24 protein-coding genes are annotated in these 25959 nt (G+C 66.0%); 11 read left to right on the top strand and 13 right to left on the bottom strand.

Going from position 1 to position 25959, the window contains the following annotated elements:
• Positions 1-77: 77 nt before the first annotated feature.
• The 5 genes from AC1X6S_RS12460 to AC1X6S_RS12440 form a co-directional block, all read right to left on the bottom strand.
• Positions 78-347 carry an HPr family phosphocarrier protein gene (locus AC1X6S_RS12460; protein WP_483406074.1) on the bottom strand — a complete coding sequence of 90 codons (270 nt, stop codon included), beginning with the start codon at positions 345-347 and terminating at the stop codon, positions 78-80.
• Between the two features lie 81 nt (positions 348-428).
• The gene (locus AC1X6S_RS12455; RefSeq protein ID WP_483406073.1) at positions 429-2513 is read right to left on the bottom strand and encodes a PTS fructose transporter subunit IIABC; all 2085 of its coding nucleotides are present in this window, start codon (positions 2511-2513) and stop codon (positions 429-431) included.
• Positions 2514-2566: 53 nt separating this feature from the next.
• The gene (locus AC1X6S_RS12450; protein WP_483406072.1) at positions 2567-3565 is read right to left on the bottom strand and encodes a 1-phosphofructokinase family hexose kinase; all 999 of its coding nucleotides are present in this window, start codon (positions 3563-3565) and stop codon (positions 2567-2569) included.
• A complete protein-coding gene (locus tag AC1X6S_RS12445) occupies positions 3562-4347 on the bottom strand; it encodes a DeoR/GlpR family DNA-binding transcription regulator (RefSeq protein ID WP_483406071.1) in 786 nt (261 codons plus the stop codon). The genes AC1X6S_RS12450 and AC1X6S_RS12445 overlap by 4 nt, the downstream gene beginning before the upstream one ends.
• A gap of 175 nt (positions 4348-4522) precedes the next feature.
• Positions 4523-5362, bottom strand: a complete 840-nt coding sequence (locus AC1X6S_RS12440) for an exodeoxyribonuclease III (protein WP_483406070.1) — start codon at positions 5360-5362, stop codon at positions 4523-4525.
• Positions 5363-5475: 113 nt separating this feature from the next.
• Between AC1X6S_RS12440 and AC1X6S_RS12435 the strand changes: the two genes are divergently transcribed.
• Both AC1X6S_RS12435 and AC1X6S_RS12430 read left to right on the top strand, forming a co-directional pair.
• On the top strand, positions 5476-6477 hold the full coding sequence (locus AC1X6S_RS12435) for a TIGR03557 family F420-dependent LLM class oxidoreductase (RefSeq protein ID WP_483406069.1): 1002 nt from the start codon (positions 5476-5478) through the stop codon (positions 6475-6477).
• 10 nt (positions 6478-6487) lie between these two features.
• Positions 6488-7282, top strand: coding sequence for a coenzyme F420-0:L-glutamate ligase (locus AC1X6S_RS12430; RefSeq protein ID WP_483406706.1), 795 nt, complete (start codon positions 6488-6490; stop codon positions 7280-7282).
• Positions 7283-7843: 561 nt separating this feature from the next.
• Here the strand turns inward: AC1X6S_RS12430 and AC1X6S_RS12425 are convergent.
• From AC1X6S_RS12425 to AC1X6S_RS12390, 8 genes are all read right to left on the bottom strand, one after another.
• Entirely contained in the window at positions 7844-8671 is an 828-nt protein-coding gene (locus tag AC1X6S_RS12425) for an ABC transporter ATP-binding protein (RefSeq protein ID WP_483406068.1), read from the bottom strand.
• Positions 8668-9750 (bottom strand): putative F420-0 ABC transporter permease subunit, encoded by a 1083-nt coding sequence (locus AC1X6S_RS12420; protein WP_483406067.1) that lies wholly within the window; start codon positions 9748-9750, stop codon positions 8668-8670. Before AC1X6S_RS12420 ends, AC1X6S_RS12425 begins: the two co-directional genes overlap by 4 nt.
• A complete protein-coding gene (locus AC1X6S_RS12415) occupies positions 9747-10754 on the bottom strand; it encodes a putative F420-0 ABC transporter substrate-binding protein (RefSeq protein WP_483406066.1) in 1008 nt (335 codons plus the stop codon). The genes AC1X6S_RS12420 and AC1X6S_RS12415 overlap by 4 nt, the downstream gene beginning before the upstream one ends.
• Positions 10755-10902: 148 nt before the next feature.
• Entirely contained in the window at positions 10903-11841 is a 939-nt protein-coding gene (locus tag AC1X6S_RS12410) for an ABC transporter permease (protein WP_483406065.1), read from the bottom strand.
• Positions 11828-12802, bottom strand: coding sequence for an ABC transporter ATP-binding protein (locus tag AC1X6S_RS12405; RefSeq protein ID WP_483406064.1), 975 nt, complete (start codon positions 12800-12802; stop codon positions 11828-11830). Before AC1X6S_RS12405 ends, AC1X6S_RS12410 begins: the two co-directional genes overlap by 14 nt.
• Complete coding sequence (locus AC1X6S_RS12400; protein ID WP_483406063.1) at positions 12799-13917, bottom strand: LolA family protein; 1119 nt, start codon at positions 13915-13917, stop codon at positions 12799-12801. The genes AC1X6S_RS12405 and AC1X6S_RS12400 overlap by 4 nt, the downstream gene beginning before the upstream one ends.
• Positions 13918-14011: 94 nt before the next feature.
• The gene (locus AC1X6S_RS12395) at positions 14012-14332 is read right to left on the bottom strand and encodes a hypothetical protein (RefSeq protein ID WP_483406062.1); all 321 of its coding nucleotides are present in this window, start codon (positions 14330-14332) and stop codon (positions 14012-14014) included.
• Between the two features lie 36 nt (positions 14333-14368).
• Positions 14369-15703 carry an aminotransferase-like domain-containing protein gene (locus AC1X6S_RS12390; protein ID WP_483406061.1) on the bottom strand — a complete coding sequence of 445 codons (1335 nt, stop codon included), beginning with the start codon at positions 15701-15703 and terminating at the stop codon, positions 14369-14371.
• A 194-nt stretch (positions 15704-15897) separates the two neighbouring features.
• Here AC1X6S_RS12390 and AC1X6S_RS12385 point away from each other — a divergent pair, with 194 nt between their 5' ends.
• The 9 genes from AC1X6S_RS12385 (at position 15898) to AC1X6S_RS12345 (ending at position 25915) form a co-directional block, all read left to right on the top strand.
• Entirely contained in the window at positions 15898-16746 is an 849-nt protein-coding gene (locus AC1X6S_RS12385; RefSeq protein ID WP_483406060.1) for a nitrilase-related carbon-nitrogen hydrolase, read from the top strand.
• Positions 16747-16765: 19 nt separating this feature from the next.
• Positions 16766-18202, top strand: a complete 1437-nt coding sequence (hydA, locus tag AC1X6S_RS12380) for a dihydropyrimidinase (protein WP_108963498.1) — start codon at positions 16766-16768, stop codon at positions 18200-18202.
• Between the two features lie 8 nt (positions 18203-18210).
• Entirely contained in the window at positions 18211-19227 is a 1017-nt protein-coding gene (locus tag AC1X6S_RS12375) for a TIGR03842 family LLM class F420-dependent oxidoreductase (protein ID WP_483406059.1), read from the top strand.
• Complete coding sequence (locus tag AC1X6S_RS12370; protein ID WP_483406058.1) at positions 19224-20144, top strand: ABC transporter permease; 921 nt, start codon at positions 19224-19226, stop codon at positions 20142-20144. Before AC1X6S_RS12375 ends, AC1X6S_RS12370 begins: the two co-directional genes overlap by 4 nt.
• On the top strand, positions 20141-20989 hold the full coding sequence (locus AC1X6S_RS12365) for an ABC transporter ATP-binding protein (protein WP_483406057.1): 849 nt from the start codon (positions 20141-20143) through the stop codon (positions 20987-20989). The genes AC1X6S_RS12370 and AC1X6S_RS12365 overlap by 4 nt, the downstream gene beginning before the upstream one ends.
• Complete coding sequence (locus tag AC1X6S_RS12360) at positions 20989-21789, top strand: ABC transporter permease (protein ID WP_483406056.1); 801 nt, start codon at positions 20989-20991, stop codon at positions 21787-21789. Before AC1X6S_RS12365 ends, AC1X6S_RS12360 begins: the two co-directional genes overlap by 1 nt.
• Positions 21790-21860: 71 nt before the next feature.
• Positions 21861-23015: an ABC transporter substrate-binding protein gene (locus tag AC1X6S_RS12355; protein ID WP_483406055.1), complete on the top strand. Its 1155-nt coding sequence runs from the start codon at positions 21861-21863 to the stop codon at positions 23013-23015.
• An 81-nt stretch (positions 23016-23096) separates the two neighbouring features.
• Positions 23097-24425, top strand: coding sequence for an aminotransferase class III-fold pyridoxal phosphate-dependent enzyme (locus AC1X6S_RS12350; RefSeq protein WP_483406054.1), 1329 nt, complete (start codon positions 23097-23099; stop codon positions 24423-24425).
• Positions 24422-25915 carry a CoA-acylating methylmalonate-semialdehyde dehydrogenase gene (locus tag AC1X6S_RS12345; RefSeq protein WP_483406053.1) on the top strand — a complete coding sequence of 498 codons (1494 nt, stop codon included), beginning with the start codon at positions 24422-24424 and terminating at the stop codon, positions 25913-25915. The genes AC1X6S_RS12350 and AC1X6S_RS12345 overlap by 4 nt, the downstream gene beginning before the upstream one ends.
• The last annotated feature ends 44 nt before the right edge of the window (positions 25916-25959 follow it).

Genomic DNA, 25959 nt, shown 5'->3' with positions numbered 1-25959 from the left:
CCAGACGCAACCGAGGCCAAACACAACCGAGGCCAGACGCAACAGGTGCGTCTGGCCTCGATTGTGCGTGAACCGGATTACTCGGCGTCGAGGTCGCTCTCGAGCAGCGCGACCAGTTCGTCGAGGGCCTTGTCGGCTCCGTCGCCTTCGGCTGCCAGTGTGACCGTCTCACCGTTCGTCGCACCGAGGCTGATGATGGAGAGGATGCTCGCCGCGTTGAGCGGCCCGCTGTCACCCTTCGCGATGGTGACCTTGACCGGCTGGCGCTTCACCGCGTCGATGAACAGTGAGGCGGGACGGGCGTGGAGACCGACACGGCTGCCGATGACTGCTGAGCGTTCTGGCATGGAGATTCCTTTACTGGGTTGAACCGGGTTGAACTGGGGTGAACTGGAGTGGATTGACGACGAGTGGAGATGGCGCCGGGGTCAGACCGTCGCCGGGATGCCCTGCTCGACCGCTGTGGCATCCGTCGTCGACGTCTCATCGGCGATCGGGCGACGCCGGACGAAGCGCTTGAGCAGGATGACGAGGGCCGCTGAGACGATGGTTCCGACGAGGATCGCGAGGACGAACATACCGAAGTTGCCGATTGCGAAGAAGACGAAGAAACCGCCGTGCGGTGCCTGTGAGGTCACTCCGGTGCCCATGATGATTGCGCCGGTGATCGAGCTGCCCACGATTCCGGCCGGGATGACCCGGAGCGGGTCCGCGGCGGCAAACGGGATCGCGCCCTCCGAGATGAACGCGGCACCGAGCAGCCAGGCCGCCTTGCCGTTCTCGCGTTCGGCGGCACTGAACAGCCTGCGGTCGACCAGCGTCGCGAGAGCGAGGGCGAGAGGCGGGACCATTCCGGCTCCCATCACCGCGGCCATGATCGCCCACGGTGCCTGGTTCTCGAACGATCCGGCGCTGAGTCCTGCAACGGCGAAGGCGTATGCGACCTTGTTGACGGGGCCACCGAGGTCGACAGCCATCATCGCGCCGAGGATCAGGCCGAGCAGTACGGCCGAGGTTCCGGTGAGTGAGTTGAGCCAGGTGCTGAGTCCGGTCATGAGCGCAGCGATAGGTCCGCCGAGCAGCACGATCATGAGCCCTGAAGCGAAGATCGAGCCGACGAGCGGGATGATCACAACGGGCATGAGGCCGCGGAGCCAGCGGGGCACGTTGATACGCCCGATGGCCCACGCGATGAATCCGGCGAGCAGACCACCGACGAGTCCGCCGAGGAAGCCCGCGTTCATGACGAGGGCGACGGCTCCAGCGGTGAACCCGACGGCGATGCCGGGACGGTCAGCGATGGCGTACGCGATATAGCCCGCCAGTGCCGGGACCAGGAACCCCATCGACGCGTTGCCGATGACGTATGCCACAGCACCGAGGTACTGGCCGAGCCCGCCATCGGGAAGGTTCAGCAGGCTGTTGCTGAGCACAATCTCGCCGGCGTTGTCGGTGATCCGGTAGCCGGCCAGCAGGAAGCCGAGCGCGATCAGGAGACCGCCTCCGGCGACGAACGGGATCATGTAGCTGACGCCGGTGAGCAGGTATCGCTTGAGCTTCTGGCCGATGTGCTCGTTCCTGGTGTCGTCGCCGGCCGTTGCGGGTTCGGCGCCGCCACCCGAGACGCGGCGGGCGTTGGGGTCCTTCGCCGCGTCGAGTGCCTCGGCGATCATCTTGTCCGGTTCGTCGATGCCGCGCTTCACCGGTGCCTGTACGAGCGGCAGCCCGGCGAAACGATTCTTGTCGCGGACGTCGACGTCGACGGCGAAGATCACCGCTGACGCCCGCCCGATGACCGACGGGTCAACCGGCGTGACGCTCGACGAGCCCTGGGTCTCGACGTGCAGTTCGACGCCGGCCCGTTTCGCCGCTGCGGCGAGGGCGTCTGCCGCCATGTAGGTGTGCGCGATTCCGGTGGGGCATGCGGTCACCGCGATGAGTACGGGCTTGTCCTGGGTCGTGGAGGGGGCGGATGTCGCGGTGCCGGTGGTCGCGGCGGTGCCGGTGCTCGTGGCGGCGGCAGTGCCGGTCGCGGCATTCGACTCGGCAGCGGGTGGTGCCGCCGGAGCGAGGGCTTCATCGACGAGGTCGACGACCGCCTGTGGCGTCGGGGCGCTGCGGAGCGCCGCGGTGAAGTCCTCACGGATCAGCGAGCGCGCGAGGGTCGACAGCAGTGCCAGGTGGGCCTGGTCGGCGCCGGCCGGTGCGGCGATGAAGAAGATGATGTCAGCGGGGCCATCGTCCGAACCGAAGTCGACTCCGGGGTTCGGGCGGGCCATGACGAGCGTCGGTACCGTGACCGCTTCTGAACGGCAGTGGGGGATCGCGAGGCCGCCCGGAATCCCGGTGTCGGTCTGGGACTCCCTGGCCCACGCGTCGGCGAAGAGCGCGTCGACATCGGTCGCCCTGCCGTTCTGGACGACGAGCGTTGCGAGTGTGCGGATGACCGTTGCACGGTCGGTTCCGAGGTCCTGGTCGAGGATGACCAGTTCCGGTGTGATGAGAGATGACATGAGACGAGAATCCTTCAATGTGGTGGTGCGGGAACGTCGTGTGAAGAAGGGCGCTACTCGGTAAGAGTGCGACGGGTACGGGTCACGGCAATAGGGCCGGAAGCCGCCTGTTCAAGGGTGGGAACCTGTGAACCGGGAAGAGAGGCGGCTGCCGCGCCGTGGGCGATGGCCTGGGCCAGGCACCCCGCGGCGTCGTCGCCGCGTTCGGATGCCAGGAGGAAGCCGGCGAGAGAGCAATCTCCTGCACCAACGGTGCTGCGGGCGACAATTCGTGGGGCGGACGCCCGCACCACCTCGGTTGTGCTCACAAGAACGGCCCCGCGGGAGCCGAGCGTGACGAGCGCAGCGTCGAGGCCATGTTCCAGCACGCGGCTTGCGACCTCGACGACGGCGTCATCGTCGAAGCCCAGCGACTCAGGGTCGTCGTCCGGCACGGCGATGCCGAGCCCTGAGGCGAGTTCCCACAGTTCCTCGGCGTTCGGCTTGATCAGGTCGACGGTTTCGGCCGACGCGAGCAGTGCGGTGAGCGGTGCGCCCGAGCTGTCGACGGCGATGCGGGGTGCCTGGACGCCGGTGCGTGAGGCGGCCGTTCGCACGGCACTCACAATGCGCGCGTAGAAGTCCGCCGGGATCCCCGGAGGCAGCGATCCCGCGAGAACCAGCCAGGTGGCATCCGCCGACCGCGAGACGATCGCCTCGAGGAGGGCGTCGGCCGTCTCGTCGGTCAGGGGCGCGCCAGGTTCGTTGACTTTGGTGGTCGTTCCGTCGGGCTCGGTGAGCGTGGTGTTCGAACGGATCGGGCTCGTCACCGGAATTGTCAGGGCGGGGATGCCGTCGGCCTCGAGGGCCATGACCATCGGATCTGCGGGTGCACCGGGGAGCACCGCGAGAGTGTCGACTCCGGCCACATGGAGCGCGCGGGAGACGTTGACGCCTTTGCCGCCGGGTTCCTGGACGGCACTGGCAGCTCGTTGCACCTGCCCGCGTTCGAGCGGTGCGGTGAGTTCCACCGTCCGGTCAAACGACGGGTTGAGCGTGACTGTGAGAATCATGCGACGATTACCTCCACGTCGTCGGCGTCGAGCGCCGCTGAGAGTGTCCCGATCGGGTCGGTGTCTGAGATGAGGGTGTCGAGTTCCCGGAGTTCGGCGAACCGGTAGAGCGCTTCATCGCCGAGCTTCGACGAGTCGACGAGCGCGACAGTGCGCCGTGCGGCGCGAACCATGGCGGCCTTGACCGTCGCCTCGCGCTCCTCCGGGGTGCTGAGTCCGAAGTCGGCGGAGAGGCCGTTGGCTCCGAGGAACGCTATGTCCGGGCGCAGGTGTGCGAGCTGTTCGAGGGTGCTGCCGCCGACCGCGGCGCTCGTGACCCCGCGCACACTGCCACCGAGCAGGTGCAGGTCGATTGCCGGGTTGTGGTGCAGCAGTGCAGCGATCGGGACGGAATTCGTGATGACCGTCATGCTCGACGGGCCGTGGCCGGGCCACTCGGCGAGGAGCTCGGCCAGGGCGCCGGTTGTCGTGCCGGCGTCGAGGAGGATCGAACCACGGAAGTCGTTGCCGAGCAGTCCGAACGCGGCACGCGCAATCGCCAGTTTCGCCTCGCGCGCTTTGCCGGAACGGTCGGCGACCGTTGATTCGACGAGGCTGGTCTTACTGGTGGCAACGGCTCCGCCGTGCACCCGGCGAAGTGAGCCCTGGCGTTCGAGGATGTCGAGATCGCGACGCACGGTTTCCGCGGTGACCGAGAGAGCGTCGGCGAGCCCCGCCACTGTGACGCGTCCGCTGCTGTGGAGAAGCCTCGTTATTCGCTCGTGGCGTTCAATGGCATACATGTCGACGCTGACCCCTCGGACTTCTCTGAACCGGAACCCGTCCAGGGGCAACCATCGCCCGGACGAATCTTTGTTTCAGTGACTTTATGCCCGATTGTGTGGGAACGCAAGCGAAAACACAGAAAAACCAAAACTGCCGCGCTGGAAGAACGCTGCAGCTGGAAGAGCACTGCAGCTAGAAGATCATGGGCCGGTCGTCCTCGTCTTCGGTGGGCAGATCAAGTTCGACCATGACGGGAACGTGATCGCTCGGGGCCTCACCCTTGCGTTCGTTCCGGTGAATCGAGGCTGCCGTGACGAGCTCGGCGAACTCGGGTGAGCCGAGGATGAAGTCGATCCGCATGCCCTCGTTGCGGGGGAAACGCAGTTGCTTGTAGTCCCAGTAGGTGAATCCCTCAGGGACGAGCGGGCGCACGACATCCGTCAGGCCGATCTCACCGAAAGCGGCGATGGCCTCGCGCTCAGGTGGGGAAACGTGTGTGGACAGGCCGGGAACGATGCTCGGGTCGCCCATGTCACTGTCGAAGGGGGCGACGTTGAAGTCACCCATGAGCGCGAGCGGGACGCCGGGGTTCTTCGCGAGCCAGTTCGCCGTGTCGTTCTTCAGCGCGGCGAGCCAGTCGAGCTTGTAGACGTAGTGCGGGTCATCCAGCGAGCGGCCGTTGGGGACGTACAGGCTCCACAGCCGTACGCCGTTGATCGTCGCACCCATTGCCCGTGCCTCTTTCGGGAGGTCAGGGCCTTCCTGGCCCTTGAGGAAGCCGGGCATGCCTTCAAACGTGGTCGTGACATCCTCGAGCGGGAGCCTGCTGGCGATGGCAACGCCGTTCCACTGGCTGAAGCCGTGGATCGCGACCTCGTACCCTGCCGCCTCGAACGCCTCGAGGGGGAACTGCTCTGGCTTGCACTTGATCTCCTGCATCGCGAGCACGTCGATGTCTTCCCGCACCATCCAGTCGACGGTGCGTCCGACGCGGGCGCGGATTGAATTGACGTTCCAGGTGGCGATTCGCATGCGTCAACGCTAGCCGAGACCTGTGACGGTTCTGTTCGCCCGTGTTTCTCAATTCTCGGCTCTCAAGTTCTCGGTTCTCGGCTCGAACGGGTTCTGTGGGCCAAGATGGGACAATGGCGTCACTTTCTGTCGGTTACTCGGCCATGCTCTCGCAGTTCGCCCCGCAGGAGGCCGTCGCGCTCAGCGCGTACGCCGAACAGCACGGCTTCGATGGTGTGATGGCGGCTGACCACTTCCAGCCGTGGGTTCCGCAGCAGGGACAGTCGTCTTTCGTCTGGAGCGTGCTTGCCGCGCTCGGTGAACGGACGACGGGTAACTTCGGTCCTGGCGTCACGGCTCCGACCTTCCGCATGCACCCTGCCGTGGTCGCGCAGGCGTCGGCCACGCTCGCGGCCATGTATCCGGGCAGGCACTGGCTCGGGCTCGGCTCGGGCGAAGCGCTCAACGAACACGTCGTCGGGGCGTACTGGCCAGAGGCGCACGAGCGCATCAGCCGCATGTTCGAGGCGGTCGACGTGATCAAGAAGTTGTTCGCGGCATCCGTCGCCGGTCGGGACGCCAAACACACGGGCCCGTTCTACAAGCTCGAATCCTCCCGGCTGTGGACCATGCCGGAGGTTGCCCCGGAGATTCTCGTCGCCACCTCGGGGCCCGTCACGGCCAAGCGTGCGGGAAAGACCGTGGACGGGCTCATCACTGTCGAGGCCCCTCGCGAGAAAGTGGCAATGCTGCTCTCTCGCTTCGATGAGGGTGCACGGTCGATCGGCAAGGACCCATCCGGGATGACCAAGGTGGTTCAGTTGCACCTCTCCTGGGCGCCGACCGACGAGGAAGCACGTCGCAACGCCGTGCTGGAATGGCCCAACGGCGGCATGCGGTTCCCGAAGTCCGACATCCGCTCACCGTTCGAGTTCGAGCAGATGGCGCGCATGGTGCGGGCGGAGGATTTCGACGGTCGCATGGTGATCTCCTCTGATCCCGACGTGCACAGGCGGCACATCCAGTCCTACATCGACCTCGGGTTCGACCGGGTGTACCTCCACAACGTCGGGCGCAACCAGCGCGAATGGATCGAGACCTTCGGCCGCGACGTTCTTCCCTCCCTCAAGCGATAGGCGCACAGTGCTGACAGTATTTCCCCTCGACGGTATCGGCGAGGTCGCGTCGGGCGACGACCTTGCCGCCCTGATCGCTGCCGCCGCTGAGGGCGCACTCGCGGACGGTGACATCCTCCTCGTTACCTCGAAGATCGTGTCAAAGGCCGAGGGGCGGCAGCTCAGCGCTGCCGACCGGGAAGATGCCATCACCGCGGAAACCGTGCGCGTCGTCGCGCGGCGTGAGCATCCCGGTGGTGTCACGCGCATCGTCGAGAACCGCCTGGGTCTGGTGATGGCGGCCGCCGGTGTTGACGCGAGCAACACCCCCGACGGCACGATCCTGCTGCTGCCCGTCGACCCTGACGCGTCGGCTCGTGCGCTGCGCGCCGAGCTTCGTGCACGCCTGGGTGTCGTGGTCGGCGTCATCGTGACCGACACGGTCGGCAGGCCGTGGCGCGAAGGACAGACGGATATCGCGATCGGGGCCGCAGGCATCCGCGTCGTCGACGATCTTCGCGGGCACACTGATGCGTCTGGTCGCCCACTCACCGTCACTGCTGCCGCTGTCGCTGACGAACTCGCGGCGGCCGGCGACCTGGTCAAGGGAAAGACGAGCGGTCGACCCGTTGCCGTCGCGCGGGGAATGACGCGGTTCGTGACCGATGAGGACGGGCCGGGTGCCCGCGCCCTTGTGCGCGATGCGGAGAAGGACATGTTCCGGCTCGGCAGCGATGAGGCGTACGCCGCGGGTTTTGCCGCCGGTGTTGCTGCTGCGGGAGGAAATACCGGGGGCCCATCGGCTGTGCCGGCTCCGACCCCCTGATTCTCCGCCCGAAACACAGCCAAGGGCGGGCGGGGGGTGCTGCGGCTTCGGCTGGGTGCGGCGCGGCGCGGCGCGGATGCGGGTGTTGCTGCCTCGGGAGGAACTACCGGGGGTCCGTCGGCTGTACCGCCTCCAACCCCCTGATTCTCCGCCCGAAACACGGCTGGTGGCCGAGGTGTGGGGCGTCGGGCTGTGTGGTGCGAGAAGCCTGGCGGTGCGTCGCGGGTGCCGTGCGCTGCGGGAGGTCCGGGGCCGGGTCTCCGCAGCGCAGCTCCGCCGGTGTTGCTGCTTCGGGAGGAAATACCGGGGGGCCATCGGCTGTGCCGGCTCCGACCCCCTGATTCTCCGCCCGAAACACCCCCAAGGATAGGTGTTGGGGTGCAGCGCGGAGCGGGATGCCGGCGGTGCGGTGCGGATGGCTGTGTTGCTTCGGGAGGAAATACCGGGGGCCCATCGGCTGTGCCGGCGCCGACCCCCTGATTCTCCGCCCGAAACGCGGCTGGTGGCCGAGGTGTGGGGCGTGCGGTCGAGGAGGTGGGGTGCTGGAGTCGCAGAGCGCGACTACGTCGTGTCGAACGCGATCAGCGGTCGCCCGGTGCGCGGGTGCTCGAGCACGTCGGCGCGGACCCCGTAAACGTCGCCGATGAGTTCAGGGGTGAGAACGGATGCCGCATCACCGGCGGCGACAACGCGCCCGGCACTCAGCACGATGACACTGTCTGCGTACGCCGCGGCGATATTGAGGTCGTGAAGTGCCGCGACAGCGGTGATCCCCGCCGCGGTCTGCGCCCTGACCAGTGAGAGCAGGCTCAATTGCGCCCGCACGTCGAGGTGGTTGGTCGGCTCGTCGAGGAGCAGCAGCCGCGGTTGCTGGGCGAGAGCCCTGGCGAGGTGCACCCGCTGGCGCTCGCCGCCCGAGAGCGTGTCGAACGGACGGCCGGCGAAGGAGTCCATGCCGACGGCGGCAAGGGCATCCGCGACGATCTGCCTGTCGACCTCGCTCTCGCTCGAGAACCTGCCGATGTGCGGCGTCCGGCCGAGCATGACCACCTCGGTGACCGCGAGGCCGGTGTCCGAATCGCCGTGCTGCTCGCTGAGCGCAATGATCCTCGCGCGGTCCCTGCGTCGAAGCCCGAGCAGGTCGGCGCCGTCGAGCAGCACAGCACCGCTGTCGGCGGGAAGCGTACCGACCAGGAGGTGCAGCAGCGTCGACTTTCCCGCACCGTTGGGGCCGATGACGGCACCGAACGACCCGACGGGCACCGTGATGTCGACGCCGTCGACGATGAGCCTGCCGTCGCGGCGGAACAGGAGCCAACTCGCCGTGAGCGCGGGAACGTCGGCGGTGGCATCCGCGGTCGAGGAGGATGAGGCGGTCAGGTCGGTCACGAGACCCTCCTGCCCCTGAGCAGCAGGATGGCGAACACCGGGGCACCGACGACGGCAGTGAGGATGCCGACGGGCAGTTCGCGCGGATCGAACAGGGTGCGCGCGCCGGTATCGATCCAGAGCAGAAAGATGGCCCCGGCGAGCGCGGAGAGAGGCAGCACGACCCGATTGCGCTGCCCGACCACAAGTCGAACCGCGTGCGGCAGGATGAGGCCGACGAAGCCAATCGAGCCGGAGACCGAGACCATGGCACCGGTCAGCAGCGCCGTGGCGATGAGGAGCGTCCACCGGGTCGAATTCACGCCGACACCCAAAGCGGATGCCGCGTTGTCACCGAATGCGAAGGCGTCGAGCGTGCGGCCGGTGAGCATGAGCGGGATGCCGACGATCAGGAGGGCGCCGAGTCCGGTCGCGACGGCGGGCCAGCGCGCACCGCTGAGCGAGCCGAGCAGCCAGCTGAGGATTTCGCGGTAGGTGTCGCCGGTTGCCGACCAGAAGATGATGAGGCTCGTGAGCGCGCCGAAGAAACTCGACACCGCGAGGCCGGCGAGCACGGTGCGGGTCGGCGTGAGCGAACCGATCGCGCCCGCGAGCAGCAGGGTGCCGACGAGGGCTGCGACGGCCCCGCCGAACGCCGCGACGGGAAGGAGCACTCCGAGCCCGAGCAGGATCACGGCAACGGCACCGAGCGACGCCCCCGACGAAAGCCCGAGCAGGTACGGGTCGGCGAGCGGGTTACGGGTGATCGCCTGCATCACGGTGCCGGACAGGGCCAGACCAGCGCCAACCGCCGCAGCGGTGAGGACGCGAGGCATCCGCAGTTCCCAGACAATTCCGTCGCGCAGCGGTGACAGAGCTTCGCCGCCGAGCGCCGTCGGGGAGAACCCGAGGTGGCCGAGGATCGACCCCCACACCTCCGTCGGCCGGATCTCGGCCGGGCCGAAGGTCACGGCGAACACGATCGACACGAGGAGCACGGCCGAGAGGGCGACGACCCAGACAGCGGTCGGCAGCCCGCGCCGGATCCGGCGGTGGGGTCTCCCCACCGCCGGTACCCCGGTCTCGGCCGCCAGTGTCACAGCTTCAGGTCCGCCAGCTGGTCAGCGATCGTGGATGCCGCTTCGGCGTTCCGCACGCCGGCCTCGCCAGTCGCAAACGGAACAGTGACGTATCGCTTGTTCACGACGGCGTCGAGCTGCGCGGTTGCCGGGTTGGCCTCGAGCACGCCGATCTTCTTCTCGGCGCTGCCCCAGTCGGAGACGACGAGCACGATCACATCGGGGTTGGCGTCGACGACGGCTTCCCAGTTGAACGAGGTCCAGCTTTCGTTGACGTCCGCCGCGATGTTCGTGAGTCCGACGGCATCCATGATCATCTGCGGCGCACCGGATCCGGCACCGACGTACGGGGTGTCTGATCCGCTGGAGAACCAGAGTGCGCTGACGTCGTCGACCGGCTCGATCTTCTCGAGCTGCTCTTTCTGCTCTGCAACGAGTTCGGTGGCCGCATCGCTCACGTCGAAGATGGAACCGACCTCGAGAATCTGGTCAAACACATCGTCAAAACTCAGCGATCCGGGTGCGTATTCCGCTTCCTGGCACGCGGCAGGAGACACGTAGGTGTTCACCCCGAGTGACTGAAGCGTTGGCCGATCGCCAGCGCCATCCGCTGAGAAGTTCGATTCCCAGCCGGCATAGATGAAGTCGGGTTCGAGGTCGAGGACGGCTTCCTGGCCTGGCACCTTGTCGCTGATCACAGGAACGTCGGTACCGCCCAGGTCATCGGGCAACGGGCCATCGGGGAATGCCCGACCGATCAGGCTGTCCTCGAGGCCGAGCGCGAGGAGCATCTCCGTCGTCGTGGACTTGATGGTCAGCACGCGCTCCGGCGCCTGCTCGATGGTCACCTCTGTGCCGCAGTTGTCGAGGGTGAGCGGATAGCTCGCCGCTTTCGGGGCGGCCGATTCCGACGGTGGGGCGGATGCCGCCGGGCCGGCACACGCGGAAACCGCGAGGAGCGAGCCGGCAATACCGATCGCAGCAAGAGCTCGAGAGAAACGGGGGGCAGGGTTACGAAGAGTCATGTGACCTCGGATCGAGTGTGCGGGGTGAGAGAGCACAACAAGTACTCGTCTCGACCAGCCACCCAAATCCGGGCAAGCTCGACCGGTCATAACCAACCGGCGGTCTTCCTCCAGACTACAACTCCCGCACCAGCCGACGGAACTTCGTTCAGGACAGGATGTCCTTGGTCGAAAACCGGCCGTACGCGAGGGCGAAGAACACGGCGATGTAGCCGGCCTGGAGAAGCGCATTGGTGCCGAACGCGCTCAGGTCAGCGGGCTGGCTCAGGATTCCGGCGAAACCGAGCCAGTGCTGGGTGAACAGCCAGGGGTGCAGCCACTCCAGCTGCGGGAGGGCGCCAAGGATCTGGGAGACCACCGAGACGACGACCGTCGCAGCCATGGCGCCGACCGGCACCGTGGTGAGCGTCGAGATGAAGAGGCCGATCGCGCACAGGCCGAGAAGTGACACGGTGACATAGGCCGCGACGAGAAGCGATCTCAGCACGGACTCACCGACGCCGATGGTCTCACCCGACAGCAGCGTCACCGGCCCGACCGGAAACAGGAGCGCGCCGATCAGTGCTCCGACAGCCACGAGTGTCAGCGTCGCCGCAAGGCAGAACGCCGCCGCTCCCGCGTACTTGACGAGGAGCAGTCGTAGTCGGCCGGCCGGCGACACCAGCAGATAGCGCAGCGTGCCGAGCCCTGCTTCACCGGCGATCGTGTCTCCGGCGACCACCCCGATGGTGAGCGGGAGGAAGAGGGGGATAGCGACGACCGTCGCCGTGAATCCGACGAACAGCCCGTTCTGGGTCACCCGGTCGAGAAACGGCGGCCCATCGCCCGGGTCGAGCTCGCTCGCCGTCAAGCGGACGGCAACGGCGAGAAGGATCGGAATGAGCGCGACGGCAGCGAGCATCGCCCAGGTGCGTCGCCGCCGGAACAGCACGGTGAGTTCGCTTCCGAGAAGGTCGAGGCCGAGGGCGGGGCGTGCGCGCCCGGCGGGGGGCTGCGCCGTGTTCAGAGGGTCGACTGCGGCCCCGGCGTTCCGCGGCACCCTTGTGTTCGATGCGGGCGGCGTCGGAGCGAGATCAGGAGACGACATCGAATCCCTCCCCGGTCAGCGCCACGAACCGTTCCTCGAGACTGGCTTCCTCGAGGCCGTACCCGCGGACGCGGACGCCCGCCTCGAGCAGTGCTGGCAGGATCCGGTCGGGATCGAGGTCGGTTGTCGCCGGGAGGAGGGCGGATACTTCGGCGTGCGAGTCGACCTTGCCCTCGCGTCTCGGTATGAGCCCGAAACGGGCAAGCACGCTCTCGGCGGTCTCGGCATCCGGTGTTCGCACCCGTACGTGGGACTCGCCGGCGCCCCGAAGATCATCGAGCGAGCCCTGGGCCACGATGCGGCCTGCGCTCATGATCGCGGCGTGGGTGCACATCTGCTCGACCTCGGCCAGCAGGTGGCTGGAGACGAACACCGTGGTGCCCTCCGCAGCGAAGGAACTGACGAGGTTGCGCACCTCGCGTGTTCCCTGTGGGTCGAGTCCATTGGTTGGTTCGTCGAGCACCAGGAGGTCCCGCGGGGAGAGGAGCGCATTGGCGATGCCGAGCCGCTGCTTCATACCGAGGGAGTATGCGCCGGCCTTTTTCGTCGCGGCGTTCGTGAGTCCGACCCGCTCGAGTGCGGCGTCGATGCGCGCACCGCGGGTTCGACGTGGCGCGTGCCGATCCGCAGTGTCGAGCCGGTGCAGGTTGGCGTATCCCGAGAGAAACGGATAGAACGCCGGGCCCTCCACCAGTGCACCGACCCGGGGGAGTACGTCGCGCAGCCGTTCCGGCATGCTCTCGCCGAGCACCCTGACCTCCCCCTGGCTTGGACTGACGAGGCCGAGCAGCATCCGGATGCTCGTGGTTTTACCTGATCCGTTGGGGCCGAGAAACCCGAACACCGAGCCGCGGGGCACGGCGAGATCGATCGCATCGACGGCGGTCTGGGTTCGGAACCGTTTGGTCAGGCCCGAGCTCTCGATGGCGAGGTCGGGTGAGGCCCCGGCGGATGCCGTCACTCTGCGTTCGCAGCCGCCTGGAGCCTGTCCACGGTCACTGACCCGGCGAACACGCGGCCATCATCGGTGAGGAACACGTTGAGAAGTGACGTGGAGAGAAGTCGCCCGCCGTTGACCTTTGTGGTCAGCTGGTCGAGCATCGGGTTGTCTTCGAAGCCTTCGGGGGCGCTACCGGCTGGCAAGGCCACAATGGTCTCCCATCCGGTTCCGGTCGTGACAAGACCACTGCCGTCGTCGGGCTTCGGTCCGCCGTCGGATGCCGGTGGCATCGAGGGGAACGGCTGTTCCTCGACGGTGACGCCGTCGCCCGGTGTGTACGTGAACAGGTCAGCGGCTGGGTCCGAGAGATCGATTGACGAGAAGCCGACCTGGAATGCCGGCTCGTCCTGGCCCGCAGCCGCGACGGAGACCTGAAGCGGAAGCCCGGTCTCGGAGTCGACGGCGATCGACACCGACTCGGCGAGAGTTCCGGATGCCTTCGGCGTGAGAATGAGCTCGTACACGGTCCGTCCAGCGACGCGGGCATCGGTGCCGACCGTGACGAGCGTGGTCGGTTCGAGTTCGGTCAGGAGCTGGTTCGCCAATTCAGCGGGGTTCATCGTCTCGTCGGCGCGGCCGTCGAGTTTGTTCTGGAGCGAAGACCCCAGGTCAGCGGGGATGGCGACGTGGGTCGCGATGTTCGATTCGGAGTCGTAGTACCAGGCATCGGTGCCGTTCAGCACCGCGATGCGCTCTGCGAGCTGGTCCTTGACCTGGATCCTGACGTTGTTGTCACCCGACACGTACACGTTGCCTTCGTGGGTGCCGCTGAGCAGTTCGAGTGCGCTCGAGACGAGTTCGCTCGACTCTTCGGCCGAAAGACCGGAAGCCCCGCTCATGGACGAGGTCATGCCGGTAGCGGCATCCACGTCGGGCAACCCGAGTTCGGCGGTCTTCGTCACTGTTCCGGAGAACGAGTCCTCTGTGCTGTCGGAGATCAGGAGGAGCACCTCCTCCGCCGTCTTGTCCGGCAGGTCGACGGCTGCACCAGCGGAGAGCGGCACGGCGACGATACCCGCGGCGACGAGCGCCGGTACTGCGAGGGCGGGAAGCCACTTGAGAGAGTTACGCGACACGATCAACATCCTTCGGATCGAAGTGGTGAGTCATAATACGCCGAGGACCTGAGTTTTCGTCGACATGATTTAACCCACGTCGCGAAGTGCTCGACTAACCCACGTCGAAGTGCTCGACGGACCTCTCGCGGTCGATGAGGTAACGGTCGTCCTCCGGGTAGAAGACCGCCACCGAGATGTCATTCCCGGCGAACGCGGTGATGCGTTCCCGGCTTTCCCACCACGACAGAGTGCGGACCTCGCATCGACCGTCGGGAAGGTCCCGGAAGACCGCGATCGCCCCGAGGTTGCCCGGCGTTGAGCGGTACTCGCTCAGTCCGGTCTTCTCCAGGTATGCGGCGTAGCTCTCGCGGTCGTCCGGTCGAATCCAACCGCGCCACGACCGCATGACGGATCCTCGATGTGCGTCAATCATGGCCGAGCTCTTTCTGTCAGGGTTTTCCCGACAGTTTTACGCCCTCACCGCGACGTTCGCGAGGGCATCCGCGACGAAATCGAACTCACCACTGAGGACACCGGCCGTGACGCGAACAAACGAGCCGGCATCGGGCGACGACAGATACGGCGTCCCGCCGGCCACACGGATGCCTGCCGCTGACAACTGCACGAGCGCGCTTCGTTCGTCGTCGACGGCGATCCAGGTATTGAGGCCGTCGGCGAGGGTGGCAGAGTAACCGTGTCTTCCGAGTGCAGCGGCGAGCTCCTTCTGCCGGGAGAAGTACACCATTCTCGCCTCGTTGACCGCGGTGACCGATGCGTTCTCGGTGAGCAGCTCGGTGAGGATCGTCTGGACCATCCGGCTCGTCCAGCCGGTCGTCAGCATCCGTCTCGACACAATGCGGTTGACGAGTTCTTCCGGCCCGCCGAGCGCGGCGATGCGCAGGTCGGGGCCGTGCGTCTTCGAGAAGCTGCGCACGTGGAGCACCTGCCCGGGAATGTAGGCACCGAGGCTGACGTCGGGTTCGGTGCTGATGCCGGCCGAGTGGTCGTCCTCGATCACGACGGCGTCGCTGGCGTGACGGGATGCCGCGATCACCGCGGCCAGTTCGCGCGCGCGATCCTGGGTCATCGACGCGCCCGTGGGATTGTGTGCGCGCGGTTGGAGCAGCACGGCGCGTGGCGATGACGTGAGGGCTCTGGCCAGTGCGGAAGGACGCATCCCGAGGTGATCGAGGGGAACCGGCACGGGTACGGCGCCCAGAGAATCGAGGAGGTCGAAAAACGGCGGGAAGGTGGGATCTTCGATGACCACGCGATCGCCGAACCTCACGACCTGTTCCAGCGCGCGCGAAACACCGTCGAGCGCCCCGTCGACCACGGTGATCTCGTCGGCGTTGTACGGCCAGGTTCGTCTCAGTTCCTCGGCGAGGGCGGGGATCACCGGCTGGTCGGTGTAACTGAACGTCGTTGCATGCTCGGACAGGCGCGAGAGAGCCGGCCCGAGCAACGGGAGCAGGGAGTCGTCGGGCGTGCCGCGTGAGAGGTCGATGCGGGTTTGCTCGGTGTACCCGGCCATGCGCTGCATGCGCGGACTCAACCAGGGCATGGCAGCCTGACGCACAAAGCTGCCACTGCGGCCGCGAGACACGATGAGGCCGACCGTGGTCAGTGCCTGCCACGCGGCACTCACGGTCGCCGGGCTCACTGCGAGTTCTGCGCCGAGCTCCCTGACCGTCGGGAGGCGGTCACCCGGTGCCAGTTGCCCGGAATTGATGAGCCGGGCGAGAGCGGCCGCGATGCCGCGGGGCGAACGATCGTCGATGAGTTCTGCGTACGACTCAGGCATCGGGAGAACCCCATCCGGGTTTTTGGGTATTTACGAATGCGTCACAGAGGGAAACAATGGAGAAATGTTCAACTCGAATAATAACAAATGAGCGGAACGGCACCACACACCTCACGCTGACACCGAAACCCACGGTTCACCCGAGGCAGACAGACAGAAACACCTACCGCTCAATGACGACACGGAGGCTAGAGATGACTGTAGTTCGCGCGGCTATCACCCAGACAACCTGGACCGGCGACAAGGAATCCATGATCGTGAAGCACGAACAGTTCGCGCGGGATGCGGCTGCCCAGGGAGCGCAGATCATCTGCTTCCAGGAGCTGTTCTATGGACCGTACTTCGGAATCACCGAGGACAAGAAGTATTACGAGTTCGCTGAACCGGCGGACGGTCCCATCGTCCAGCGATTCGCGAAGCTCGCGAAAGAGCTGAACCTCGTGATGGTTCTGCCGATCTATGAAGAGGACATGCCCGGCGTGTACTACAACACCGCGGTCGTCGTGGATTCCGACGGCACCATCCTCGGCAAGTACCGCAAGCACCACATCCCCCACCTCGAGAAGTTCTACGAGAAGTTCTACTTCCGGCCGGGCAACCTCGGATACCCCGTCTTCGACACCGCGGTCGGGCCCGTCGGTGTGTACATCTGTTACGACCGCCACTTTCCAGAGGGCTGGCGAGAACTCGGCCTCAACGGGGCACAGATCGTCTTCAACCCGAACGCAACGAAGCCCGGTCTCTCGAATCGGCTCTGGGACCTCGAGCAGGCGACCGCAGCCGCGGCGAACGGGTACTTCGTCGCGGCTCCCAACCGGGTCGGCACGGAAGACAACGAGTACGGCGACCTCGCAGTGACGTTCTACGGCACGAGCCAGTTCGCCGACCCGCAGGGCAACTTCGTCGGTGACAGGGGCAGCGCCGAGCACGAGGACATCGTCATCCGTGACCTCGACCTCGACATGATCAAGAGAGTCCGCGACGACTGGCAGTTCTACCGCGACCGCCGGCCCGAGTCCTACACGTCGATCCCGAAGCCGTAACCGGACCAGGCGAGGAGGCATCATGAAGACCCTCATCAAGAACGGCACCGTCGTGAACTCGACGGGATCGGCACCGGCAGACGTGCTGATCGACGGCGAGACGATCGCCGCGGTGCTCGCTCCAGGCTCGACCCTGCTCGGCTTCGACATCGAGAACAATGTCGACACGGTGATCGATGCAGCGGGAAAGTACGTCATCCCCGGGGGGATCGACGCACACACCCACATGCAGATGCCGTTCGGCGGAACCGAAGCGAGCGACACCTTCGAGACGGGTACTCGTGCCGCCGCACACGGCGGCACAACGAGCATCGTGGATTTCGTCGTGCAGTATGCGGGTGAGAACGTCCTCGATCAGTACGCACTGTGGCACGACAAGGCGCGGAGCAACTGCGCCATCGATTATGGGTTCCACCAGATCCTCAGTGACGTTCAGGACTCCTCGCTGACGGCCATGGACGAACTCGTGAAAGAGGGCGTCTCGAGCTTCAAGCTCTTCATGGCGTACAAGGGAGTCTTCCTGTCGGACGACGGCCAGATCGTCAAGGCCATGCAGCGTGCGGCTGATAACGGCTCGATGATCATGATGCACGCCGAGAACGGCAGCGTGATCGATCTGCTCGTGCAGCAGTCGCTCGCCGCCGGCAACACCTCGCCGTACTACCACGGCATCACCCGGCCCTGGCAGGCGGAGGAGGAGGCCACCCACCGCGCGATCATGCTCGCCAATCTCACGGGTGCACCGCTCTACGTCGTGCACGTCAGCGCGAAGCAGGCGGTCGAGCAGATCGCCATGGCCCGCGACAACGGCCAGAACGTGTTCGGCGAAACGTGTCCGCAGTACCTCTATCTCTCGCTCGAGGACCAGCTCGGCGCGTCGAGCGAGGAGTGGGGAGACTTCGAGGGTGCCAAGTGGGTGTGCTCGACTCCGCTGCGCTCGAAGCACGAGGGTCACCAGCACCACATGTGGCAGAGCCTGCGCACGAACGACATCCAGATGGTCTCCACCGACCACTGCCCGTTCTGCATGAAGGGCCAGAAAGACATGGGCCTCGGCAACTTCGCGAAGATCCCGAACGGTATCGGCAGCGTCGAGCACCGGATGGACCTGCTCTACCAGGGCGTGGTCGACAAGAAGATCTCGCTCGAACGCTGGGTCGAGGTCACGTCGACGACCCCGGCGCGGATGTTCGGCATGTACGGCAAGAAGGGAGTGCTCCAGCCGGGCGCAGACGGTGACGTCGTCATCTATGACCCGAACGGTCACACCTCCATCGGTGTCGGCAAAACACACCACATGAACATGGACTACTCCGCCTGGGAAGGGTACGAGATCGACGGTCACGTCGACACTGTCCTCTCCCGCGGGAAGGTCATCGTCGACGACAACCAGTACCTGGGATCCAAGGGTGACGGACAGTACGTCCCCCGCGGCCTCAGCCAGTACCTGATCTGAGGGCACCCATGGACTTCGGAGCCGTACTTCAAACCAACCCGCCCGCCGCACGAACCGTCCATCTGGCCAAGCTTGCCGAGCAGTACGGGTTCAGTCATGTCTGGACCTTCGATTCGCACCTGCTCTGGCAGGAGCCCTATGTGATCTACAGCCAGATCCTCAACGAGACCAAGCGCATCACCGTCGGCCCGATGGTCACGAATCCGGCGACGCGTGACTGGACGGTGACGGCGTCGACATACGCCACGCTCAACGAAATGTATGGCAACCGGACAATCTGCGGGATCGGCCGGGGCGACTCGGCGGTGCGCACGACCAACGGCGCTCCGACCAACCTCAAGACGCTCCGCGAATCGATCCACGTCATCCGTGAACTGGCGAACTCCCGTCCCGTCGAGTACCAGGGCGCTACCGTGCAGTTCCCGTGGAGCGTCGGCTCCCAGCTCGACGTCTGGGTTGCGGCATACGGCCCGCTCGCGCTCAAGCTCACCGGCGAGGTCGGAGACGGGTTCATCCTCCAGCTCGCCGACATCGACATCGCCAAATGGATGATCAAGACGGTTCGGGATGCCGCCGAAAACGTCGGCCGCGACCCGATGTCGATCAAGTTCTGTGTCGCGGCACCGATGTACATCGGCGACGACCGGGAGCACATGCGAGACCAGTGCCGCTGGTTCGGTGGCATGGTCGGCAACCACGTGGCCGACATCGTCGCCAAATATGGAACGGGCGGTGCGGTGCCGCAAGCGCTGACCGACTACATCGAAGGCAGGGAGTCGTACGACTACAACGAGCACGGCAGGGCAGGAAACACCCACGCCGCCTTTGTGCCTGACGAAATCATCGACAGGTTCTGCGTGCTCGGTTCGGCGAGTGACCACATCGAGAAGCTCGAAGAACTGAAGAGCATCGGCGTCGACCAGTTTGCGGGGTACCTCCAGCACGACAACAAGGAGGAGACCCTCCGCGTTTACGGTGAGACCGTCATCCCCGCGCTCAAGGAAAAGATCGTGGCGACGACATGACCGCCGAAAACCTGGCCCCGGCAATCCGGCGGCGCCGCGGGGCGCCGGCCAGGGAGGCTGCGCGCTGGGGATACGGGGTGCTCGGCATCCTCGTGATCGCCGCGTTGTGGGAACTGTACAAGTTCCTGGGGCCGGTTGACGGCGTCGTCATCGGCGAGATGCGGGTGCTTCCGCGCACGACCGACCTCGCCATGCCGCACACCTGGGACATGCTCGCGCGGCTGTTCGAACCCGTCACCCGGTCGTCGACGGCAAACCCGCTGTGGCTCGAGGTGGCGCTCGCCGCCCTCGTGACGCTCGGCATCGCGGCCGTTGGCTGGCTCGTCGGCATCGTCGTCGGGTTCGCGCTCGCACTGGTCATGCAGCGGTGGCGGCTGGCCGAGTGGGGCCTCCTGCCCTGGATCATCCTCAGCCAGACGGTTCCGCTCATCGCCTTTGCCCCCGTCGTGCGCAGCTGGGGCTCCCGAATCGAGATCGGCGCCTTCGAGTGGCAGGACTGGATGAGCGTCGCGGTGATCGCGTCGTACCTCGCGTTCTTCCCGATCGCGGTCGGCGCGCTCAAAGGGCTCCAGTCGCCAGACACCATCCACACCGAGCTAATGCGCAGCTACGGCGTCGGCTGGTGGAAGACCCTCGTGAAGCTGAGGATTCCGGCATCCGTTCCCTACCTCCTGCCCGCGCTCCGGCTCGGGGCAGCCAACGCGGTCGTCGGAGCCGTCGTCGCCGAGGTCTCGACGGGAATGCAGGGCGGAATCGGACGCATCCTCATTCAATACGCGGGCCAGGCCAGCGGCGACCCGGCGAAGGCCTGGGGACCCATCTTCGGTTCCATCGTGCTCGGGCTCGCCGCGGCAGGCTCGGTCGCCATCCTCGGCGCCATCCTCAGGAACTACCGACGAGTGGAGATCACAGCGTGACTCAGCCAATCGAATCCACCACGGATGCCGCAGGGCGAACCGCCGCCGTCGCGGTGAGTGCGGTCGACAAGACCTTCGACACCCGCTCCGGCCGGGTCGACGCGCTCACCGCCATCGATCTGACAGTGTCTGCCGGCGAATTCGTTTCGCTCATCGGGCCGTCCGGCTGCGGCAAGTCGACGCTCATGCGGCTCATCGCCGATCTCGACCAGCCGACGGCCGGGAGCGTCACGGTGTTCGGCAAGAGCGCGAAACAGGCCAGGCTCGACCAGGACTACGGAATCGCCTTCCAGCAGGCCGGCCTCCTGCCCTGGCGTACCGTCGCAGCGAACGTCGGTCTCCCTCTCGAATTGCACGGTGTGTCCGGCGCTGACCGGGCGGCCAGGATCTCCGAGCTTCTCGAGATGGTTGGGCTCACCGACTTCGCCGACCGCTACCCCGACCAGCTTTCGGGCGGGATGCAGCAGAGGGTGGCAATTGCCAGGTCGCTCGCGGAGAAGCCTGACCTCCTGCTCATGGACGAACCGTTCGGTGCGCTCGATGAGATGACCCGCGAACGGATGCAGACCGAACTGCTTCGGATCTGCGCCGAGACCGGCGCCGCCGTCGTGTTCGTCACCCACTCCATCCCAGAAGCGGTCTACCTCTCCGACCGGGTGGTAGTGATGTCGCCCCGCCCCGGTCGCATTCAGGAGATCGTGCCGATGGTGCTCAACCGGGACCCGGCTCACGCCGAGGCGCTCCGCGAGGAGCGCGCATTCTTCGATGGGGTCACCGCCGTCCGTGAGGCACTCCACGCGGGGTCGCCAGTGCCGACGGGCGCTCGCGGAGTGGAGAACCGCTGATGGCCCTCACGATCCCGCAGCGGTCTCGGTCATCGGCAAACGCTGAGACCACCCTCAGGGTCGTCGCGCCCGTCGCCGTCGGTGTGGTTGTGCTGGGGATCTGGCAGCTTCTCGTCAGCGTCGGCGGGGTCAGCGACTACCTGCTGCCGAGTCCTGCAGCGATCGCCGGGCAGTTTGTCGAGTTCTTTCCGTCGATGGTGTCCGCCACCGGCATCACCGGGCTGAACGCGCTGCTCGGTCTCGTTGTCGGCTCGATCCTCGGCATCCTGCTCGCGGCTCTCGCTGCGGCCTCGCGCCCGATCGATGGGATGAGCGCACCGGTCGTTGCGTCGCTCGCCGTCATTCCGATCGTCGCGCTCGCCCCGGTGCTCAACTCGATGTTCGGCGCGGACAGCCAGTTCGGCAGGCAGGCAATTGCGGGACTTGCGTCCTTCGTTCCCGTGTTCATCAACACCCTCCGCGGATTCCGGCAGACCCTGCCGGTTCACCGTGACCTGATGAAGGTCTACGCGGCGAGCTCCACCCAGATCGTTCGCACGGTGACGTTGCCGACCGCCGTCCCCTTCGTGTTCACCGGCATCCGGATCGCCTCAAGCCTCGCGGTGATCTCCGCGCTCGTCGCCGAATACTTCGGCGGCCCACGCGGCGGGCTCGGCGGACTGATCTCGACGTCGGCGGCGTCGAGCGCCTACCCGAGAGCCTGGGCATACGTGGTCGCGTCGATCGTGCTCGGGTTGCTCTTCTTCCTCGTCACGCTCGCTCTCGAACGGCTTGCCACCCGGGGCAGACAGCGCTCATGAGTGTCCTCAGCCCGCCGGGCTGACGGCCTATCCTGCACCACCTTCAAGCACCACGCATGAAAGGACAGACCATGAAACACAGCACACGTCGCCTCGCGACGGTGGGTGCGTTCGCCGTCTCAGCGGCGCTCGTACTCTCCGCGTGTTCGGCACCAGCAGACACAGGGTCAGACTCCGACGCCGACGGTGGAGGCGAACTCACCGAGGTGAAGCTGCAGCTGCAGTGGCTGCCGCAGGGCCAGTTCGCCGGGTACTTCGCCGCCCTCGACCAGGGCTACTTCGAGGAGGAGGGCCTCGACGTCGAAATCATCCCGTCCGGCGGCGACATCGTCCCACAGGATGCCCTGGCCAACGGCGATGTCGACTACGCGATCGCCTGGGTGCCCAAGGTGCTCGGCTCGATCGAGGCCGGTGCGAACGTCACAAACGTCGCCCAGATCTTCCAGCGCTCGGGAACGCTCCAGGTCTCGTGGGCCGATTCCGGGATCGAATCGGTCGCCGATTTCGAGGGCAAGAAGATCGGCTCATGGGGATTCGGTAACGAGTGGGAGATCTTCGCGGCCATGGCCGCCGAGGGCCTCGACTCGTCAACCGTCGAGATCATCACCCAGGACTTCAACATGAACTCCTTCCTGCAGGGTGACATCGACGCCGCGCAGGCCATGACCTACAACGAGTACGCGCAGTTGCTCGAGACGCCGAACCCGGACACCGGCGAGCTGTACACCGAGGAGGACTTCAACGTCATCAGTTACCAGGACACCGTCGGTGCGATGCTTCAGGACGCCATCTGGGCAGACACCGAAAAGCTCGAGAGCGATGAGGAGTACCAGGACACCACTGTTTCGTTCCTCAAGGCCGTCATCAAGGGCTGGGTCTATGCGGCCGAGAACCCGGAGGAAGCCTCCGAGATCACTCTCGACGCCGGTTCCGGCTGGGGTCCGAGCCACGAACTGTGGATGGTCAACGAGACCAACAAGCTGATCTGGCCTGCTGAGAACGGCATAGGAATCATCGACGAAGCGGCGTTCGACAAGACGGTGCAGGGTGCGCTCTCCGCCGTCAACGAGTCAGGCGCTGCGCTCATCACCGAAGAGCCGCCGGCTGGCGTCTGGACGAACGAGTACATCCAGGAAGCGCTGGATGATCTGGAGGAGGAGGGCGTCGATACCACCGGCGACGGCTTTACTCCGATCGAGGTCACCCTCGAGGAGGGCGGCAACTAGAAGCACCACAAGCCGGTCCCGGGCGGGGAGCTCTCGCTTTCCGCCCGGGCCCGGCACACGCACCAACGCAAAGGAGATGTTGTGGCACTCACGCTCACATCAGAAAGCAATCAGACAACAGCCGACCTCGATCGCGCCCACGTCTTTCACTCATGGTCGGCCCAGGGAACGCTGAAACCCCTCGTCGTCGCCGGTGGCCTCGGCACCCACGTATGGGACTTCGAGGGCAACCGCTACCTCGACTTTTCGAGCCAGCTGGTCAACGTGAATATCGGCCACCAGCATCCGGCGGTCATCGCTGCGATCAAGGAGCAGGCTGACCAGCTCACGACGGTCGCACCGTCCACGGCGAACCTCACGCGCGGCGAAGCAGCCAGGCGCATTACGGATCTCGCCCCGGAGGGATTCTCGCGGGTCTTCTTCACCAACGGCGGTGCGGATGCCAACGAAAACGCCATTCGGATGGCGCGCCTGCACACGGGGCGAGACAAGGTCCTCTCCACCTACCGGTCGTACCACGGCAACACCGGCGCTGCCATTGTCGCGACGGGGGACTGGCGGCGGATGCCCAATGAGTTCGCGCGCGGACACGTGCACTTCTTCGGCCCGTACCTCTACCGCTCCGAGTTCTGGGCCTCGACCCCCGAGGAAGAATCGGCGCGGGCCCTTCACCACCTCGAACGGGTCATCCAGGGCGAGGGCGCCCAGACGATCGCCGCGATCCTGCTCGAGTCCATCCCGGGCACGGCCGGTGTGCTCGTTCCACCGCCCGGCTATCTCGCGGGGGTGCGCGCACTCTGCGACCGATACGGCATCGTGCTCATCCTCGACGAGGTGATGGCGGGGTTCGGCCGGGCCGGACGCTGGTTCGCGTTCGAGGGATACGACGTCGTCCCTGACCTCATCACGTTCGCCAAGGGGGTGAACTCGGGTTACGTGCCAGCGGGAGGCGTCATCATCTCCGACGAGATCGCCTCCGATTTCGACGAGACGGTCTTCCCGGGGGGACTGACCTACTCCGGGCATCCGCTCGCCATGGCGTCCATCGTCGGCGCCCTCGATGCGATGGCCGACGAAGGCATCGTCGAGAACGCGGCGACAATCGGACGCGAGGCCATCGGGCCAGCACTCGCGGAACTCGCCGACAAGCACGATGTCATCGGCGAGGTGCGCGGTGAGGGGGTGTTCTGGGCGATTGAGCTGGTTGCGGATGCCGCCACCCGCGAGCCGCTTCCCGCCCCGGTCATGGGACGCATCAAGGCGGCGCTCGTCGGGCGCGGGCTGCTTCCGTTTGTGCAGGACAACCGTATTCACGTGGTACCGCCGTGCACGGTGACGGCGGACGAGGTCGGCGAGGCGATGGACAGCTACGACGCCGTGCTCGCAGAAGTTTCGAAAGGACAGTCATGACCAGCTACATCAACCACTTCATCGGCGGAAAGCTCGTCGAGGGGGAGTCACAGCGAACCTCACCGGTGTTCGACCCGGCAAAGGGCACGAGCGATAAGGACGTGCGACTCGGCAGCGTCGCCGACGTCGACAGTGCTGTCGCCGCGGCCGCTGCGGCGTACCCCGCCTGGCGGGATGCCTCGCTCGCCAAGCGCCAGTCGGTGATCTTCGCCTTCCGTGAACTGCTCAACTCACGGAAGGACGAGCTCGCCCAGATCCTCACCTCCGAGCACGGAAAGGTCCTCTCCGACGCGGCGGGTGAGATCGCCCGCGGTCTCGAAGTCGTCGACTTCGCGACGGGGATCCCGCACCTGCTCAAGGGGGAGTACTCCGAGAACGTGTCGACGGGGGTGGACGTGTACTCGGTGAAGCAACCGCTCGGTGTTGTCGGCATCATCAGCCCGTTCAACTTCCCGGCGATGGTGCCGCTCTGGTTCTTCCCGATCGCCATCGCGGCCGGAAACACGGTCGTGCTCAAGCCGAGTGAGAAGGACCCGTCGGCAGCGAACTGGCTCGCCGAGCTGTTCACGGAGGCCGGGCTGCCCGACGGCGTCTTCAATGTGGTCCACGGCGACAAGGAGGCCGTCGACGCACTGCTGGAGCATCCGGTGGTCAGGTCGATTTCGTTTGTCGGTTCAACGCCGATCGCGAAGTACATCTACGAGACGGCGGCGAAAAACGGCAAGCGGGTGCAGGCGCTCGGAGGAGCGAAGAACCACATGCTCGTGCTCCCGGACGCTGACCTCGACCTCGCCGCCGACGCGGCAGTCAACGCGGGCTTCGGTTCGGCGGGCGAACGGTGCATGGCGATCAGCGTTCTGCTCGTCGTCGACAGCATCGCCAACGACCTCGTCGCGAGGATCAGCGAACGGATGTCGACACTCACGACCGGGGACGGCCGCCGGTCCTGCGACATGGGGCCGCTCATTACGAGGGCGCACCGCGACAAGGTTGCGTCCTACCTCGACGTCGCCGAAGCCGATGGTGCGAGCATCGTCGTCGACGGGCGCACGGTCGAGGTCGACGGCGATGCCGACGGATTCTGGCTCGGCCCGACGCTGATCGACCGGGTGCCGCTCAGCTCCACCGTCTACACGGACGAGATCTTCGGGCCTGTGCTCAGCGTCGTCCGGGTGGAGAGCTACGCGGAGGGCCTCGAGATCATCAACAGCAGCAGGTACGGGAATGGCACGGCCATCTTCACGAACGACGGCGGAGCCGCGCGCCGGTTCCAGCGTGAGGTGACCGTCGGCATGGTCGGAATCAACGTGCCCATTCCTGTCCCCGTTGCCTACCACTCCTTCGGTGGCTGGAAGGAGTCGATGTTCGGTGACTCCAAGGCGTATGGACCCCTCGGCGTTCACTTCTTCACGCAGGAGAAGGCGATCACGAGTCGCTGGCTCGACCCGAGCCACGGCGGACTCAACCTCGGCTTCCCCGAACACGATTGATCGACCGGCGAGCCGGCTGGCCTCATGGTCGGCCGGTTCGTGGT

The sequence above is a fragment of the Mycetocola sp. Y442 genome (assembly GCF_056898615.1).
This window is presented reverse-complemented; position numbering and strand designations above follow the sequence as displayed.